The organism is Pseudoclavibacter sp. RFBB5 (assembly GCF_002931555.1).
Classification (GTDB): Bacteria; Actinomycetota; Actinomycetes; order Actinomycetales; family Microbacteriaceae; genus Pseudoclavibacter.
In genome coordinates this window covers 948712-965968 of sequence record NZ_PSTZ01000007.1, presented here as the reverse complement: position 1 = coordinate 965968, position 17257 = coordinate 948712, and the positions used below count along the sequence as shown (strand labels likewise).

17 protein-coding genes are annotated in these 17257 nt (G+C 68.0%); 12 read left to right on the top strand and 5 right to left on the bottom strand.

What is annotated here, in order from left to right; translation table 11 throughout:
• Window positions 1-12 precede the first annotated feature (12 nt).
• Window positions 13-642: a 3'-5' exonuclease gene (locus tag C5B97_RS12495; RefSeq protein WP_258068214.1), complete on the bottom strand. Its 630-nt coding sequence runs from the start codon at window positions 640-642 to the stop codon at window positions 13-15.
• A 201-nt stretch (window positions 643-843) separates the two neighbouring features.
• Between C5B97_RS12495 and C5B97_RS12490 the strand changes: the two genes are divergently transcribed.
• The 6 genes from C5B97_RS12490 (at window position 844) to C5B97_RS12465 (ending at window position 6881) form a co-directional block, all read left to right on the top strand.
• The gene (locus tag C5B97_RS12490; protein WP_104312327.1) at window positions 844-1764 is read left to right on the top strand and encodes a PIG-L deacetylase family protein; all 921 of its coding nucleotides are present in this window, start codon (window positions 844-846) and stop codon (window positions 1762-1764) included.
• Entirely contained in the window at window positions 1761-2684 is a 924-nt protein-coding gene (locus tag C5B97_RS12485; RefSeq protein WP_104312326.1) for an ATP-grasp domain-containing protein, read from the top strand. Before C5B97_RS12490 ends, C5B97_RS12485 begins: the two co-directional genes overlap by 4 nt.
• Complete coding sequence (locus tag C5B97_RS12480; protein WP_104312325.1) at window positions 2681-3970, top strand: glycosyltransferase family 2 protein; 1290 nt, start codon at window positions 2681-2683, stop codon at window positions 3968-3970. Before C5B97_RS12485 ends, C5B97_RS12480 begins: the two co-directional genes overlap by 4 nt.
• Before the next feature lie 2 nt (window positions 3971-3972).
• Window positions 3973-5052 (top strand): hypothetical protein, encoded by a 1080-nt coding sequence (locus tag C5B97_RS12475; protein WP_104312324.1) that lies wholly within the window; start codon window positions 3973-3975, stop codon window positions 5050-5052.
• Between the two features lie 26 nt (window positions 5053-5078).
• The gene (ychF, locus tag C5B97_RS12470; RefSeq protein ID WP_104312323.1) at window positions 5079-6152 is read left to right on the top strand and encodes a redox-regulated ATPase YchF; all 1074 of its coding nucleotides are present in this window, start codon (window positions 5079-5081) and stop codon (window positions 6150-6152) included.
• Window positions 6153-6218: 66 nt separating this feature from the next.
• Window positions 6219-6881, top strand: a complete 663-nt coding sequence (locus C5B97_RS12465; protein WP_258068212.1) for a mismatch-specific DNA-glycosylase — start codon at window positions 6219-6221, stop codon at window positions 6879-6881.
• A gap of 35 nt (window positions 6882-6916) precedes the next feature.
• Here the strand turns inward: C5B97_RS12465 and C5B97_RS12460 are convergent, their stop codons facing one another.
• Window positions 6917-7480, bottom strand: coding sequence for a hypothetical protein (locus C5B97_RS12460; protein WP_104312322.1), 564 nt, complete (start codon window positions 7478-7480; stop codon window positions 6917-6919).
• A gap of 213 nt (window positions 7481-7693) precedes the next feature.
• Entirely contained in the window at window positions 7694-9214 is a 1521-nt protein-coding gene (locus C5B97_RS12455; protein WP_104312321.1) for a hypothetical protein, read from the bottom strand.
• Window positions 9215-9407: 193 nt separating this feature from the next.
• Between C5B97_RS12455 and C5B97_RS12450 the strand changes: the two genes are divergently transcribed.
• The 4 genes from C5B97_RS12450 to C5B97_RS12435 all read left to right on the top strand — a co-directional run bounded on the left by C5B97_RS12450 (window position 9408) and on the right by C5B97_RS12435 (window position 15251).
• Window positions 9408-10445 (top strand): hypothetical protein, encoded by a 1038-nt coding sequence (locus tag C5B97_RS12450; protein WP_104312320.1) that lies wholly within the window; start codon window positions 9408-9410, stop codon window positions 10443-10445.
• Window positions 10446-10571: 126 nt separating this feature from the next.
• Complete coding sequence (locus tag C5B97_RS12445; RefSeq protein ID WP_104312319.1) at window positions 10572-12806, top strand: hypothetical protein; 2235 nt, start codon at window positions 10572-10574, stop codon at window positions 12804-12806.
• Window positions 12803-14572, top strand: a complete 1770-nt coding sequence (locus tag C5B97_RS12440; RefSeq protein WP_181026995.1) for an HSP90 family protein — start codon at window positions 12803-12805, stop codon at window positions 14570-14572. Before C5B97_RS12445 ends, C5B97_RS12440 begins: the two co-directional genes overlap by 4 nt.
• A 67-nt stretch (window positions 14573-14639) precedes the next feature.
• Window positions 14640-15251: a dihydrofolate reductase family protein gene (locus tag C5B97_RS12435; protein ID WP_104312317.1), complete on the top strand. Its 612-nt coding sequence runs from the start codon at window positions 14640-14642 to the stop codon at window positions 15249-15251.
• Between the two features lie 54 nt (window positions 15252-15305).
• On the opposite strand, the gene C5B97_RS12430 is transcribed toward C5B97_RS12435, so the two are convergent.
• On the bottom strand, window positions 15306-15743 hold the full coding sequence (locus tag C5B97_RS12430) for a hypothetical protein (RefSeq protein WP_104312316.1): 438 nt from the start codon (window positions 15741-15743) through the stop codon (window positions 15306-15308).
• Between the two features lie 181 nt (window positions 15744-15924).
• Here C5B97_RS12430 and C5B97_RS12425 point away from each other — a divergent pair, with 181 nt between their 5' ends.
• Together C5B97_RS12425 and C5B97_RS12420 are read left to right on the top strand one after the other, a co-directional pair.
• Entirely contained in the window at window positions 15925-16323 is a 399-nt protein-coding gene (locus C5B97_RS12425) for a VOC family protein (RefSeq protein WP_104312315.1), read from the top strand.
• A gap of 68 nt (window positions 16324-16391) precedes the next feature.
• Window positions 16392-16751 carry a DUF2695 domain-containing protein gene (locus C5B97_RS12420; RefSeq protein WP_146080812.1) on the top strand — a complete coding sequence of 120 codons (360 nt, stop codon included), beginning with the start codon at window positions 16392-16394 and terminating at the stop codon, window positions 16749-16751.
• Here the strand turns inward: C5B97_RS12420 and C5B97_RS12415 are convergent.
• Window positions 16745-17140, bottom strand: a complete 396-nt coding sequence (locus C5B97_RS12415; protein WP_257023093.1) for a TraR/DksA C4-type zinc finger protein — start codon at window positions 17138-17140, stop codon at window positions 16745-16747. The two genes, C5B97_RS12420 and C5B97_RS12415, sit on opposite strands and share 7 nt — an antisense overlap.
• Window positions 17141-17257: the final 117 nt, after the last annotated feature.

Here is a 17257-nt window from a genome sequence, read left to right as displayed (position 1 = left end):
GCCACCGACATTTCAGGCGAAGGTGGCCGCCGCAGTGAGTGTCGCCGCGCGTTCCCGCTCCTGATCGAGTTCGATCCGCTCGATGGCGACGTCACGGCTCGCTGCCAATGAGGCGAGGTCCGGAGCGCCGAACCGCCGTGCGGTGTCGATGACGATGGCCGCGCTCGCCTCTGCATCCGACACAGGGTCGTGGTGGACCAGTGTCCGGAACCCTGCGGCTTCGGCGGCAACCGGGAGACGATACGAGTGCAGCTCGTAGCTGCGGCGCGCCAGTCGGAGGGAGCAGAAGTAGCGCAGGGCCGGCAATGCTGCCTGCGTCGCGAGGCTCGTCGCCAGCAGCACGCCGATGTCGAACCTCGCGTTGTGTGCCACGAGCACGTCGTCGCCGAGGAAGGCGAGCAACCCCGGCAGCTGTCGCTCCCAGGGTTGGGCCCCGCGGGTCATCTCCCGGCTGATGCCGTGCAGCTGCACGTTGAACGGGCGGAACTCATCGTGAGCGCTCGGCGGTCGGATGAGCCAGGTCGCACGATCGGCGATCCGCCCGTCGCGGACTCGGACCAGACCGACCGCGCACGCCGAGGCGGGGGAGCCGTTGGCGGTCTCGAAATCGATCGCCGTGAAGTCGATGGTCACGTCGTCCATGCTCGCACGCTGCGCCGTATTCGACCGCTCCCGGACGGAGAGTGGGAAGATGCTGGACTAACTTCATGGACTACTGACCTGATATTGCGGGATCACGAAGAAAGGCGTGCGGGCAAGCCGCCGTAGGATTCCCACACCGGAATAGCAACCCGATGAGATGCAGGGGCGTTCGCCTCTGTGCAGGAAGAAGAAGGAATCTCCATGATCGTTGCGGTCCTCGGGGCTTCAGCGTGTCTGGGGCTCATCCTCTACGTGGCCGTGCGCATGGACAGGGCCCTGGTGTCAGCGGAGGTCGGGCCACCGGTGCGCTGGATGCTGCTCCTGTTCGCGAGCTTGCTCGGCTTCGCCTACTTCTTCCTGATCTTCCACGCTCAGGGTGACGATCACGCGCCGACGCAGCTGGAGGTGCTGGGAACAGTGGCGCTGTGCCTGCTCGCGGGGCTGCTCGTCGTCTTCATCGAGGCCGTGCACGCCAGGAGGCCGTCGGTCGTGCAGCCGAAGCGCGTCCTCGTGGTCGGGGCGCATCCGGATGACCTGGAGCTCGCGTGCGGCGGCACTGTCGCGTCGTACGTCGATGGCGGACACCAGGTCAAGGTCCTCGTGATGAGTCGTGGTCAGCGGGGCGGCGATCCGTCGGCGCGCATCCTCGAGGCGCACGCCGGGGCGGCGATGCTCGGTGTCGACGATGTCACGGTGCACGACTTCCCGGACACGCAGCTGGCCGACGCGAACGGCAGCATGATCCGCGCGATCGAGAGCGCGATCGCATCCTTCGCGCCGACGGTCATCCTCACGCACTCGGAGCACGACCACCACCAGGACCACCAGGCGGTGCACCGTGCAGTCGTTCGAGCGGGGAGGCAGGCGTCGTCCATCCTCTGCTTCGAGTCTCCCTCGGTCACGCGGCAGTTCAACCCATCGATGTTCGTCGACATCGACGCGTTCATCGACGTCAAAGTCAAGGCGGTGCAGACGCACCGCGACCAGGCAGGGAAGCCGTACATGACCTCGAATCGGGTGCGCGGGATAGCGGCCTTCCGAGGGGCGCAGGCCAAGTGCGATCACGCGGAAGGGTTCGAGCTCGTGCGATATCTGCAGAACACAGGAGGACGCTTCTCATGATGAGGACAGTCTTGGTCACCGGGGCCGGAGGTCCCGCGGGGAAGGCGCTCGGACGGCAGCTCGCTTCTCTGCGCGCCAACGGTCTCGAGATCTTCGCGATCGGTACCGACATCACCGCTCTGTCGGACGAGAACTTCTCGATGACGGTGCAGGTACCGCGCGCGGACTCGCCGGACTACGCTCCGGCGCTTCGAGAGCTTGTCGTGCAGACGCAAGCCGACGTCGTCATTCCGACGGTGTCAGAAGAGCTCGTTCGGATCGCTGGAATCGCGCACCTGCTCGGAGAAGGTGAGCGGGAGCCAGCGGTCGTCGTCTCGCCGCCCGCTGCGACTACGCTCTGCGAGGACAAGCTCTTCACCATGTGGGCCCTTGACGCGGCCGGCGTCGCCGTGCCGAAGTTCACGGGTGGTGCCGAGCACGCGACCGCGCAGAGTGCGCTCGATGCGTTCAATGGCCCGGTCATCGTGAAACCACGCGTGTCCCGCGGAGGCAGAGGCGTTCGCCTCATCGAAGACGCCCGCAACGACTGGGGTGGTGTGGACGCCCGAAGCCTCATCCAGGCCTTCGCGCCCGGCATCGAATACGCGCCCCAGGTCTACCGCTCACCTCGGACCGGAGAAACCAGCGTCGTGGTGCTGGAGAAGACCGTCATGAAGGAGGGCCGCATCGGGAACGCCGTCGAGACGACGCGGCTTGCCGCGCACGAGGCCGTCGATGTCGCGTGGCTGGCAGAGTCGGCCGTCACGAGGCTCGGACTCGTGGGGCCCGTCGACCTGGACATCCGGCGCGATGAGCATGGCGTGCCCGTCGTGCTCGAGGTCAACGCGCGCTTCGGGGCCAATTCAGAGCACGCTCCCGAGCTGCTCGCCTCGGTGCTCGCCGACTGGGCGTCCTTGGTGGAGCAACTGGACCCTGCATGACCCCGTGGCTCTTCTGGCCGCTCCTGATCCTCGGCACGCTCATCCTCGTGCTCGGGGCGCTGAAGCTGGTCTACCTGCCGCTCGCGGTGGCCTACGAGGTCTCGGCGAGTCGCCGTCGTCGCCATCGACCGCGTCATTCCGAAACGACGATCTTCGGGGCGAGCGCACCGTTCGTGAGCGTTGTCGTGCCCGCGTTCAACGAGGCGAATGTGCTCGAGAACTGCGTTCGGTCGCTGGCGCGTTCGAACTATCCAGCGTTCGAGATCATCCTGGTCGACGACGGATCCACGGATTCGACGTTCGCGCGGATGCAGGAGCTCGCGGCCGAGTATCCAGGGGTCACCGCGCTGACCAAAGCCAACGGCGGCAAGGGGTCTGCGCTGAACGTCGGCATCAAGGCTGCGCAGGGCGAAGTCCTGCTGTTGAGCGATGCCGACGGAGTATTCGGTGAGGACGCCATCGCAAGCATGATCGAAGCCTTCGCGGATCCGTCGGTCGGGGCTGTCTGCGGGGACGATCGGCCCGTCAACCTCGATCGAGTCCAGACGCGGTTCCTCGCCGTGATCAGCCACGTGGGCACGGGCCTCGTGCGCCGTGCCCTGCACGTGATGCGGTGCCTCCCGATCGTCTCCGGCAACATCGGCGCGTTCCGTCGCGACGTGCTCGAACGCAGTGGGCTGCTCGCCGAGGACACACTTGGGGAGGATCTCGAGCTCACCTGGCGCATCTACCGCGCCGGGTTCCGAGTTGCGTTCGCACCGAGAGCGGTCGTCTTCGCCGAGAGCCCGTCGACGATCAGGGGACTGTGGCGCCAGCGAGTGCGGTGGGGTCGAGGCCTGCTGCAGACCTGCGGGAAGCACGCTGACATGATCGGGAATCCCCGCTTCGGGATCTTCGGCCTTTCCTTGATCTATCTGGTCGCCACGTCGATCGTCGTGCCGATCGCCCAGCTGCTGATCGTGCCCCTGCTCATTCTTGCCGTCATGCTCGGCGACAGTTCGGCCGTTGCCTCGGATGCGTGGCAGCTCGTGCTTTGGCTCGGACTCCCGGTCGCGGTCCTCTTCCTGCTCGTCGCTGTCGCGCTCAACCGCGCCTGGGGTGATCTGCGGTTCGCGTGGACCCTGGTGCTGTGGCCCGTCTACTCCTCGCTCATGAGCGTGGTGTTCGTGCGGGCGCTCTCCCTGGAACTCCGAAAGGCCCCACAACGATGGAACAAGCTCGAACGAACCGGGGTCGTGTCCCGCACCAGCACGGAGCGCGTCGCCGCGCCGCTCTCTGCGTCCTGACCGTGGTCTCGCTCTTGGGCCTCACCGCATGTGCCGACGACTCGCAGATCGTCGACCCGGAGGTGCGGGCGGTGAGCCTCGGCTTCGAGGACGTCGCCAACGCCGACACGGATTGGTCTGCGGTCCGAGCCGACCTCGAATCTGTGAACGCGAATGCCGTGCACCTCGCAGTGGGGCGTGTCGAGTGGTCGGCCTTCCCGTGGGCGAAGCATGCGGATCGCAACTCGTCTCTTGTCGAAGAGACCGGAACCGACTACGTGCAGCGTGCGATCGATGAGGTCGGCACCCAGCCGGACGGGACACCTCGACGGATCGTGCTGACGATCGACGCCCTGATCCCCGAGCTCATCGCCGCTGACCCCGAGCTCGCAGGGGTCGACGCATCTGGCCAGCGGTCGGAATCCTTCTCGTCCGCGTCTGCGCTCGCGGACGGACCGGTGGGGGACCGGCTCGTCGAGATGGTCGGGTACGTCGCCAGGACCTACGACGCTGACGAGGTCACGCTCACGGAGATCATGTTCGATGGGTCCACATTCGGCGATGACGACCGCGAACTGTACATGTCGATGTTCGGCGCAGCCGACTGGCCACGAGACGCAGACGGTGCGATCGATACCGGGCATCCGTCGATCGGCGCGTGGCGGTCGCAGGTGATCGCCCAGCTCGCATCCCGTGCACGTGTGGCGGCGAACGCGGCCGGCAGTGAGCTGGCGCTGGATGTGCGCACGTCGTGGGAAGACCCGGTCTCCGGACGCGCCGAGAGCGGCCACGACCTCTCGGTGCTCGCGGGGGCCGTCGATCGGCTCATCGTCTGGAACTACTTCGGCATGAGCGGTGCGTCTGGCGATGACTCGACCACCCTGACGCGCGCGTTCCGTGACGCGGGTATCGATCCGACGATGGTGACGATGTCAGTGGGGCTGTGGACCGACGACGGGGACGTGTTGCTCGATCCGGCTGATTTCGGGGCAGGGGTTCGCGCTTCCGCGAGCTACGGGGTGACGAGTGTCGCCGTCACGCCGCGCTCGCTCATGACGCGAGCGCACTGGGACGCGCTCGCGTCGGTCTGGAGTGCCGAATGACGCTCGGCCCCGTACGATAGACCCTCGTGGCTCTTACTCTTGGCATCGTCGGCCTGCCCAACGTCGGCAAATCGACCCTTTTCAACGCACTCACGAAGAACCAGGTTCTCGCGGCGAACTACCCGTTCGCGACGATCGAGCCGAACGTGGGGGTCGTCGAGCTGCCCGACGCCCGCCTGAAGGTGCTGGCCGAGATCTTCGGCTCGGAGCGCATCCTCCCCGCAGCGGTGTCGTTCGTCGACATCGCCGGCATCGTGCGCGGTGCGAGCGAGGGGGAGGGCCTCGGCAACCAGTTCCTCGCGAACATCCGTGAAGCGGATGCGATCGTGCAGGTCGTGCGCGGCTTCGAAGACGGCGACGTGGTGCATGTCGACGGCAAGGTCGAGCCGGCCAGCGACATGGAGACGATCAACACCGAGCTGATCCTCGCCGATCTGCAGACCATCGAGAAGGCGCTGCCGCGCTTCGAGAAGGAGGTCAAGCAGAAGCGTCTTGACTCGTCCGTGCTCGAGGCGGCGAATGAGGCCAAGGCTGCGCTCGACGAGGGCACGCTGCTCTCGGCGACGAAGATCGATCTCGAGCCCGTCAAGGAGCTCGGCCTGCTGACGGCCAAGCCCATGATCTTCGTCTTCAACATCGACGAGGCCGCGCTGAGCAGCGAGGAGAAGCTGGCCGAGCTGGCCGCGCTCGTCGCACCCGCGAAGGCGATCTTCCTCGACGCGCAGACCGAGTCGGAGCTCATCGACCTGGACCCCGAAGAAGCGGCTGAGCTGCTCGCGTCGCTCGGCCAGGACGAGTCGGGCCTCAGCCAGCTCGCGCGCATCGGCTTCGACACGCTCGGCCTGCAGACGTACCTCACCGCCGGCCCCAAGGAGTCGCGCGCGTGGACGATCCGCAAGGGCTGGAAGGCGCCTGCCGCTGCGGGCGTCATCCACACCGATTTCGAGCGCGGCTTCATCAAGGCCGAGGTCATCTCGTTCGATGACCTCGTCGAGACCGGCTCCACCGCCGAGGCTCGTGCCAAGGGCAAGGCCCGCATGGAGGGCAAGGACTACGTCATGCAGGACGGCGACGTCGTGGAGTTCCGCTTCAACGTGTAGCGGTGGCAGCGTCCACCGTCTGACTCGTGCAGACCAGCCTCGGACCGTCGATGGGAAGGACCTGCAGTGAGTGACTCGCCCGTGTTCGCGCCCGTCCCTGCCAGGGAGCGTCGGGAGTCGCCGCTTGGTGGTCGGAAGCCTCTGACTTCCGAGCTTGCCGCGTTCCAGGGCAGCGACGCCGATGCCGTGGACGACATTCTCCCCGTCGATCTCGCAACAGTCCGTCTCCTCATCGTGGGCGTCAACCCGGGGCTGTGGACGGCGGCGGTCAACGCCCCGTTCGCTCGGCCGGGCAACCGATTCTGGCCCTCGTTGCACCGAGCCGGATTCACGGACCACGTCGTCGACGCCTCGCGCGGACTCCCAGCCGACGACGAGCAGTCCCTGCTGCGCCGCGGCATCGCGATCACGAACCTGGTCGGTCGAGCCACGGTGCGAGCTGACGAGCTCTCGCGCTCAGAGTTGCAGACCGGCGGGCGGCGACTCGTCGAACGTGTGCGGGAGATGCGTCCGGACGCGGTGGCCGTTGCGGGTATCACCGCCTTCCGAACCGCATACGCGCTGCCCAGGGCGGTGCTCGGACGGCAGGATGTGCTCGCGATCGACGGTTGGCCTGAAGGCGTCGACCTCTGGGTCGTTCCTCAGCCGAGCGGGCTGAACGCGCATGAGACGATCGACACGCTCGCGGCCAAATGGCGAGAGGTCTGGGATTCGCTGCCACCTGAATGACGCTCCGACACCTCGTCGGTGACGACCAGTCGTCGCTAGCGGATCGAGTAGAAGAAGCCGGCGCCCTCGTTGGTGAACCGTTGGATCGCCTCCCGGAATGGCTCGAAGAGGCCACTGCAGTACAGACCGTCCGCCTCCCCGCAAGCCTTCTCGAGCTCGGCGAGGTCGACACGCGCGTAGTCGTCGGCCGCGAGGCGCACATACTCCGCCGGCACGATGCCGTAGTACGGCTTCCAGCTCGCGTACCCGTCGGAGTAGAGGACGTCTCCGAGCAGGAGCAGCGCCCCGGCTCGTGGGAGGACGTTGATCTGACGCTCGTCGATGCAATGACAGCGATCGGGGGTGGCCATCGTCGCGAGCGCGGAGGACCCCGGCGGTCCGGCGACTTCGAGCAGGCTGTCGGCGGACGGCCCCGGCATCCAGTCCCGCAGGAAGTAGTCCAGAAGGACTCTGAACCCCTTGTCGAGACCGACGCAGTTCTCGTCATCGATGGCGGCCTCACGCCGATCGAGAGCGTAGCTCGTTGCACACGGGTCGTCGACGGCCCGCTCGAAATCAGCCTGCGTGCGGAGCGGCCAGCCGTAGTAGCGAATTCCCATGCGGAGCAGTATCGCGGCCTTCTTCGCGACGCAAGCGACTTATCCACAGGCCGGTCGGGGCGTCCGTCTGAGCGCATACGCTCGTCGCCATGAACGAGCACCATGATGCACGGACGCAGGCCTGGCTCGACCAGGAGGACCGGTGGACAGTGGAGCAGCTGCCGCATCCCGATCGCAGGAGGTGAGATGCGCAGCGACCGACGGCCGCTTGCCTCAGCGGTCGCGGTGCGGCAGCCAGAGGTGGACGTCGACGTCTTCGGGCGGCTCCAGGCTCACCGCGATGGTTGTGATGTGCACGCCGTCGCGCGCGTGCACGTGGATCCAGCCTTGCTCGAAGTCGCGCAGATCGTCCTGCTCGCCGATGTACGTCGGCACTCCGAACGGAAGCTCCTTCCGCGTCGGGCTGGCGGGAGTCCCGTCGACGAACGCGGCGAAGCGCTCGGCCTGGGAGCCTGCGCCGCCGATCTCGACACGCTCGAGACAGCCATCGCGGAACGAGAGGTCGACCCCGTCGAGCCGGCCGACCGCCAGCACCAGCGGATGCTCTTCCGGGAGGCCGAGGGCGTCGAGGAACATCGTGAACTCGCCGGAACGCCACCGGTGGATGCGGTGCGACACGCTCGCCCCGACGGGGAGCGCCGTCAGCTCGGTCACCGCCGCGTCGGCTTCGGCCGAGCTGTACTCCGTCATCAGATCGCAGGCGCCGAACCGTCGGAGCTCCATCCGGCCGGTCGTCGACAGCGGTGCACCAAGCGTGTGGCGTGCCTCCTCCCGTGTCCGCGGGTAGCGCGGACCACGCGCGAGCGCCGTCACACCGACCGGCGGTGGAGCGTCCGACTCAGGGGAGGGACGGAGTCGAACGCTCAGCACGCGGGCGTCTTCGACCTGCACCTCCGCGCCGCTGTCGAACTCGAGGAGGCGCCTCGGGAACCCCGACGACACGGCCCAGCGCCGACGGACCTCCCCGAGCAGCTCGCTCCCGAGCGTCCACGCGAAGCCACCCTCCGGCTCGCCGAGCATCCCGAAGACAGGCTTCAACGGCCCGTCCGGCAGCGGACGCGGCTCGGGACGCTCGAGGAGGACCTCGGCAAGACCCTCAGCGTCGTAGCGGACGCGCACGAGATCACCCTCGAGGCCGTGCACGTCCGAGTCCGCCTCGATGGAAGCGCCAAGCACCGCCGACACCTGAGCTCGACTCGCCCCGGCACCGAGCCCGGCGATGAGGCCAGCCGGTCGCGGATAGGCGGGGTCCCCGCTCAGCGTGAAGCGGATGCCTGCGACGCGCCCGGCATCCACGGTCACGTCCTCCGTCCCGCCCGCGAGCGCCCGCGAGACCGTCGCGCGTTCCGAATCCGGCGCCTCACCCAGGGCGTCCACGTGGTGCCAGATCTCCCCGTCGACGCGGGGAGGGAACATCCGGGTCCTCGCAGGAACCCACTGCTCCGGATACCAGGACCCGCCGCGAGGGTCGAAGAGCCTGAGGTCGTCGTGCTTCCCCGACCAGCACTCGCCGACGAAGCCCGGCCTGACCGAGTCCCAGACCAGCTCCCCGACGTACTGCTCGGTGGTGAGCTCGAAGAGCGCATCCGCGGAGCCGTGCCCGACCTGCTGGTCGACGCCGACCCAGGTGGTTCCGGTCGACGTCTCGACGCCGAGGCTCGGCTGGCTCCTCACCTGCACGAAGCACCGCGAGTCCCGCTCCGGCGCCTTCGATCTGCTTCTGCGCTTCGACACTCGGGGTCCGCCAATCCGGTCTGCCAGGGCAGGGGCAGCGCACTGACAGCAGCAACCGTACCCGGATGCTTGTCGATGGTGCCCTCCAGCACCGCCGGTACCGGTCGCCGAACCGGCACCGAACGCTGCTCGCGCACACGCGTGGCGCCTCGCATACTGGTGGCGTCGGTTGAGCCTCGAGGAAGTGGTGGTCATGAGCAGAGACGTGAACATGCCGAGCATCGATGTCTCACGGGACGGGTTGCGCATCGACGGCGTGCCGGTCGACGCGCAGAGCGTCCGAGCCCTGACGGACGCGCTGGGTTCACCGCGCACCCTTCCACCGAACGGGAGCACCACCTGGGTCGTCTGGGACGACGTCGGCGTGCGCGCGTCCACGAAGGACGGCGAAGTGGCGACGGGCGTCTCCGTGACCCTGGCAACCGATGCGCGCAGAGAGGCGAAGCGCGACGAATCGGCGAGTCTCTACCGCCCGTCTGGTGCCTACACGGGTGCGTTCACCATCGAGGGGCAGCCGCCGATCGCAGCAGCCCCGGATGCGGAGCTCCGGAAGGCGTACCTGATGCTTCGGTTCAGGGTCGGGGATTGGGAGTTCGTCCTGCTCCTGAACACCACCGAGCTGCGAGAGCTCCACGCGATGGAGGCCCGAGAGCGCTTCGCCAGACAGCAGACCGAGGAGCTGGCGGACGTGGTCCGGTCAGCGCACGCTCCGGTCACGGAGATCATCGCCTCGTACAGGCCCGTGCCGCCGGTGAAGAAGCCGTCCGGGATATGGAAGCTTCCGGTGCTCGAGGAGCCGACACTCTCGCTGAAGTCGTTCCCGTTCCGTCTCGCGATCCTCAACGAGCTCATGTTCGTTCAGCGGGTGCTCGGTCCGCGCTTCAACGTGTACGACTTCGCTCAGGATCAAGGAGCGAAGAACTTCGATCCGGACGCCTACTACGACACCATGATCCCTTCCGTGCGCGCCTGGCTGCGCAGGTATCCGATCCCTACGCGCGTAGCAGGGAAGGTCGAGGAGCTCGTCCTCGACGGAGGCAATGAAATCTACGCGCAGCTGATTCCGCAGTGGGATGGGGAGGACAGCAGCTTCGACATCGCAACGATCACCGACCACGACCTCGCGCCGTTCCCGAACCTCCGGCGAGTGGACGACATCGGCGGTTTCCTCGGGCCCCGCGCACGCAGGGCGCTCGCGCGGCGCTGCGTGCAGGTCGACGGTGCCGACTGAGCCGTCCTTCCGTGAGCAGCACGCGAGGGCCTCGTCATCCAGGAGCACTCGGTCGACGGCGACGGGCACCTTCAGCATGGCCTGGGTAGGGTCGTCGCGAGGACACGTCCCCAAAGGAGGCCCACGATGATCGCGTATTCAGAGATAGGCACGCTCGACGACGAGCAGCAGGAACGCATCCAGAGTCTCTTCGAGCGCAGCTCCGCTATCTGGGACCTGCCAGAGGACGAAGGCAAGCTCGAGGTCTGGGATGAGTTCATCGAGGACTGCGAACGAGCTGAGTTCCCCCACCTCATCGCGAGCGCGCGTCTCGGCCAGTACACGACCCTCGTCAAGGCGGGGTTGGGAGTCCGAGCGCTCGACGCCTACGTGCGACTCATGCAGGTCATCCACCGCCACGGCGACCTCATCGCACCCGAGAACGTGAACCGCATGCTCAACTCCATCGCGACGGCGAGCATGACGCTCGTCGACGACCCGGTCGTGCCGCTCGAGCAGATCACCCGTGCCATCGATCTCGTCGAGCAGCAGATCCGGCAGCGGGGTGCCGACATCGTCGGCGTCTACGTGGCGCGAGCCACGGTCTCTGCCGCCAGGGGCGAGGCCGAGGCGACGCTCGACTGGATTCAGCGCTGGCGATCCGAGAACAGCGTCGAATGGCGTCCGGATGACTCCGGCGTCATCCAGATGGAGCTGCCTCTGGTGGCCCGCTTCGATCTGCCGCGCGCGACGGAGACGCTCGAGCAGCGGTTGCGGATGCTCGAGATCGACCCTCGCGCGTTCGACGAGGCGCGTTCCGAGGCGGTGAACGCCTTGCCGCTGCTCATCATGCTCGCCTTCTTCTACGTTCGCGCGGGTCGGCGAGCGGACGCGAACCTCATCGCCGAGCAGTTGCTCGCCGGGGTCGGATCCGCCCGGCTCGCTCGAGACGGTGTCGCCGAGTTCCTCATCCCCGTCCTGGAAGAGCGGCCGGATGCAGCGCTCGCTTCCGTCGACCACACCCTCCGCAACCTGCACCTCGATGGGAGTGACTGGGAGGCGACAGCCGCCGTCGCGCGCAGCCGCATCCTCGCCGACCCGATCGGGGAGGAGGGCAAGCTGCTGAGGGCGCTGGCCGAGCAGTCCGCCGCCGCCTTGGACCGGCGTGGCGGCACCGACGTGCACTCTCGCGAACTCGAGACATTCTGGTGGGCGGGGCTCCCCACCCATCCACGGCCCACCGTCGTCGATGACCCGGAGGTCTGGGGCGATGTGGAAGAACGAGCCGAGGCGATTCTCGCCGCGGGCTGGCTGCCTCGCACGGCGTCGGTGAGCTCCGAGGACCCGCCCATCTCCATCAAGCACCGCTACGTCGCGCACCTCGGCGACACGATGGAGCTGCTCTCCGCCGAGACGCCCCAAGAAGCCGACGCCCTCGCGGCCTCCCTCGCGGCGCGCTCTGAGCAGCTCAAGTGCGCGTCGACCCGCTACTGCGTACCGTTGCTCCACGGTCTCAGGGCAGGTCAGCAGGGCAGGATCGCCACGCTCGTTCGCGACTTCCGCAGTTCGCAGACGGAGCTCCTGCGCGCGCACGACGCCATCGAGGACGCCTTCCAGGCTATCGGCGAGCGGTTCTTCGCGGTGACCGTCGAGCAGGCAGTCGCATCGCCCGACGTCGCGTGGTCGGAGATCGAGGAGCTCATCCAGACCGAGACTCGCCTGCGGGAGGTCACCGCTGGCCCGCTCGCGCACCTCTCGCTCGCGCGCGCGGAGATCGCCGCCCACCGCGACGATGGCTCGGCCCTGCGCGCGGCCGTCGAGCAGGTGCAGCACGAGCTGGCGGCAGAGGAGAACCTGCTCGACCGAGTCACGGTCGACCTCGAAGTCGTTCGGCTGACGGCCCTGGTCGAGCCCGCCTTCGCGGCGGCGACGGCCAAACGCGTCCGCGCGATCGGGGATGCCGAGCAGATTCGAGCCGCGACTGCGTGGCTGTGCTGGCTGGATGCCCGTTCCGGAGACAGGGCGGCCTCAGCCGAGCTTGTTCGGCTCCTGGAGAGCGTCGACGGGGATGTCACACAGTTCGGGCCGTTACCCGGATGGGTGCTGCTCGAGGGGATAGCCGCACCCGGTGCCGACTTCGGACGGATCATCGATGCGCTGCTCGATGAGGTCGACGAGTCGCCAAGCGAACTCATGGTCCTCGCCGCCTGCGGCAGCGCGCTGCTCGCCACATCCCCTGACGACCCGCGGGGCCCGAGACTCCGTTCGCGGGTCGCGGACCTCACCCGCGGTCTGGACGCCCGGAACGGGGATGACGGGTGGAGCACCTGGGTGCGGGACCGATGGTTCCCGGGCGACACCTCCTTCGGGGTGTCCGCATGAGCGGGGAGAGCTTCCGTGTCGACCTGCGCGGCATCGTCGACATCCTGTCCCACCACCTGTACTCCAGCCCGCGCGTGTACCTCCGCGAGCTGATCCAGAACGCCAGGGACGCGGTGGTGGCCAGAAGCGAATCCGATCCGTCCGCCCCTCGGGAGATCGCGATCGAGATCGAAGACGGCGGGGCCGTGCTGGTCCGCGACTCCGGCATCGGGCTGACCGAGGAGGAGATGCGGTCGGTGCTCGCGACCATCGGCGCCTCGAGCAAGCGGAGCGACTTCACGCGAGTGCGTCGTCAGTACCTGGGCCAGTTCGGCATCGGGCTGCTGTCGTGCTTCCTCATCGCCGATCGCATCGAGGTGCGGTCGCGCAGCGCCCGTTCGGCCGACGCGCCGACGCTGAGCTGGGTCGGGAACTCTGATGGCACATTCACGATCACCAGCGCCCAGACGCCTCTCCCGGACGCCGGCACCGAGGTGCGAGTGCAGGCGCGCGCCGACGACCGGGAGTGGGTCGAACCGGTGCGGGTGCAACTGCTCGCTGAGCGTTTCGCGAGCTTGCTCGAGCTGCCCATCACGCTGCGGACCGGTGCGCACGCGCAGTCCGAGATCGTCAGCACCCGGACGCCGCCATGGAGAGGCTCCGGCCTCGAGGCGACGGCCTGGTGTCATCGCGAGCTCGGATTCGCGCCCCTCGCCGTGCTTCCCATCGACGTGCCCACGGCCGGTGTGGTCGGGGTGGCCTTCATCTCGGACAGCCCGGGGCGGGTCGGGAACCGACACGGCGACACCGTCTACTCTCACGGCATGTTCGTCGCCGACGACAACGTGCAGCTGGCTCCGAACTGGGCCTACTTCGTGCGACTCGCCGTCGAGGGCGGCGACCTCGCCCTGACCGCCTCCCGAGAATCCCTGCAGGACTCGCCGGCGATCGGCGACGTGAAAGCGCAGATCGGGACGCAGCTCAGGCAGGGGATCGAGCACTTCGCGCTGAGCGACCCGGTCGGCTTCGACCGATTCATGGACGTCCACGCGAAGGGCATCCTCGCCATGGCGGCGGGCGATGACGACATGCTCGACCTCGTGATCGGCCACGTGCCCTGGGAGACCAGCGAAGGCACGATGACGCTCGCGCAGATCCTGCGCCTCTCGGACGATGTGCGGTACACGACGTCGATGACCGACTTCACCGCGTTCGCCCCGCTCCTGCGCGCGAAGCGATCGCTGCTCGTCAACGGCTCCTATGTCTACGGCAGCGAGATCCTCCGCAAGGTGCGTGAGCGCCGCGGGCATACGGCGCGCGTGCGCGCCTTCGACCCGCACGCGTTCCTCGACTCCCTCCCGGAACCGCGCGAGGGTGGCGCGGAGGCCCGCGGGTTCGAGGTGCACGCCCGTGCAGTCCTCGAACGGCTCGGCGTGGACCTCGATCTGCGGGCGTTCGCGCCTGCATCCACGCCTTCCCTGTTCGTGGCCGCCGGCGATGACCACTTGAGTCAGCTGGCGGATGACGGTGCTGAGGCAGACCCTTGGGCGGGGTTGCTCAGCGAGCCTGAGGCGTCGCCTGCGCGACCGCGGCTCGTCATGAACGTCACGAGCGACGCGGTGCGCTCCCTCGTGCACGTGCGCGACGAGCGAGTGCGGGCGGAAGCCATCAGCGGGCTCTATGTCATCGGCCTCCTTCGGGCCGGCCAGACGCTCGACGAACGGCACGGTGAACTGCTCAGCAGCACGTTGCACACCCTGATCACGGCGGCGGGTGGCGGGGAGTGATGCCCGGGCTGAATCGGGAGTAGGGTCGCGGTCACGATCTGATCTCGCGTCCAACGGAGGGCCCCGAATGTCCGACACCACGTGCCACATGTCCATCTCCCTGGACGGCTTCGTCGCCGGCCCCGAGCAGAGCCGCGAGCATCCCCTCGGCCGGGGAGGGCACGGCCTCCACACGTGGCACATGGGGGATCCGCGCGCGACCGACGCCGACGAGGTCGCAGCCAGCTGGCTCATGCGGCCCCGAGGCGCCTACGTCATGGGCCGGAACATGTTCGGCCCGATTCGCGGCGAATGGGACGGAGAGTGGCGAGGATGGTGGGGCGATGAGCCCCCGTACCATGCGCCGGTGTTCGTGCTCACGCATCACGCCCGCGAGCCAATCGAGATGGAAGGCGGGACGACCTTCCACTTCGTGACCGACGGGTTCGACGCCGCCTTCGCCCGGGCCCTGTCCGTCGCGGACGGCAACGGCGTCGACATCGCCGGTGGCGCCTCCACGGTCCGACAGGCACTGCAGGCCGGCGTCATCGACGAGCTCGCCCTCGACATCGCGCCCGTGCTGCTCGGTGGCGGCGAGCGGATGTTCGACGGCGTCGAGACGTTCGGGTACGAACCGGTCGAGGTGCTGCACTCACCGCTCGCCACGCACATCCGGTACCGCAGAGCCGCACACGGCTGAGAGAGCGGGCCAGGCGGGAAGCCCCTGCCTGGCCCGAGTCCGACTCCGTCGCACTTACGCGCCCGCGGCCCTGCGCACGTAATCGGCGATGGTCTTCTCAGTCTCCGGCGTCAGCGTTATGAGCGCGAACGACGTCACCCAGAGGTCGCCGTCATCGAGCTTCGCGGCCTCCTCGAAGCCGAGCGTTGCGTACCGAGTCGTGAACTTCGATGCCGCCTTGAAGAACACGACGACCTTGCCGTCTGCGTCGGTGTAGGCGGGGAAGCCGTACCAGGTCTTCGGCATGAGCTGCGGGGCGACGTCCTTCACGATGCGGTCGACGCCCTCGGCGAGCGCCTTGTCCTCGTCGGTCATCTCCGCGATCGCCTTCTGGATAGCCGCGTCGCCCGCGGCCCGGTTCTTGCCCGCCTTCTGCTCGGCGCGCAGCTCCGCGGCACGCTGCTTGACCGCCTCGCGCTCGTCCTTCGAGAGTCCGGTCGTCTTCTCCGCCATGGCAGCTTCCTTCGTTCAGTCGTGAGCAGGTGAATCACGACTACGGTACGACCCCTGGCGCGGGGATGCTTCTCCGAACCTGCTCGGTCTCCTCGAGCTCGCGAATTCGAGGTCGTCTCGGGCCGGGTGGCGCGAATCCCCAGCTCGGTCGCCGAGGATGGGCGCGTCTGAGGAGGCGCACATGGGACTTCGCTGGTATTCGACCGTCATCGATTCGAGAGATCACCGCGCTCTTGCGGCCTGGTGGGCGGAGACGCTCGACTGGCAGGTCTCCTTCGAGGACGGCGACGAGGCGGTCATCATCCCGAAGTGGCTCGATGAGGACAACCCTGGTGTGCCCTTCGAGCGGGTCGGCCCCGGACTGGTCTTCGTCCCGGTCGGCGACGACAAGGCCGTGAAGAACAGGCTCCACATCGACCTCGCGGCTCCGCTGCACGAGAGCCAGGTCGCCCATGTCGACGCCTTGATCGCGAGGGGCGCCACCCGCGCCGACGTCGGGCAGGGCGACGACGTCAACTGGGTTGTCCTGCGCGACCCGGAGGGCAACGAGTTCTGCGTGCTCTCGTCTCGCGAGAGCTGAATCGCGGCGGCGCTGTGGACGTGCGCACTGCGACAGAGATTGTCGGTGGTCCGGTCCAAGATCAGGTCATGACAGATCAGCCAATCGACCAAGAAGCCGAGACCCTCGTCCAGACGATGGCGAACGACCTGCTCGAACCCGGGCCGCGCGAATGCCTGCTGTGCTACGTCGCCGTGCAGCTCGACGAGTTCGGCTGCGACGGCGCTCACCGCTTCTCGCAGTGGTACCAGGAACGCACGGCCCCGCGAGCGACCGCACTCCTCGAGCGCCTCGACCGACTGGGCGCGTACTGCGACTGCGAGATCTTCCTCAACGCGTACGACGCGTGCGGGGGTGAGCCGGAGACGCTGCCGCCTTGCCTCGGCGTTCGGCGAGGTTCCACGCAGCCGTGCAGGCTGTGGTGGAGAGAGCGGCGATCCGCCTACTGACGGCCGCGGCCTCGCCGCTGCTCTGCGCAGGAGACGCAGTGCTCCGCGAAGGGACGAACCCGCAGCCTGATGTTCGGGATGCGCTGGCCGCACGTCGAGCAGACGCCGTAGCGGCCCTCTTCGAGGCGCAGAAGCGCTGCCTCGATCTGCCTGAGTTCCGACTGCGCCGCGTCCACCTGCCCGGCAAGGCGGGACCACTCGGCCGACAGCGGAGCGCCGTCGGGGTCGTGCTCGTCGTCGTCGTTGAGCGAGGAGCGGTCCTGGACAAGCGCCCGCAGTGCCGCGGACGTACTGGTGACGCGGTCGACGGCGTCCGCGCGGAGCGAGGCCAGTCGCTTCGCGTGCGTGGCCGGGGAGTCGGACTCCTCCATCTCATGAATGCCGTGCATGCGGGCCATTCTGCGCCACCAGCACGCCGGCCTGCCGAGGACCGCGCCCACCAGCGTTCACGAGCCCGCGCTCAGGGACGGCCCGGGTTGCTCCCGCAGACTGACGGACCAGTCGAG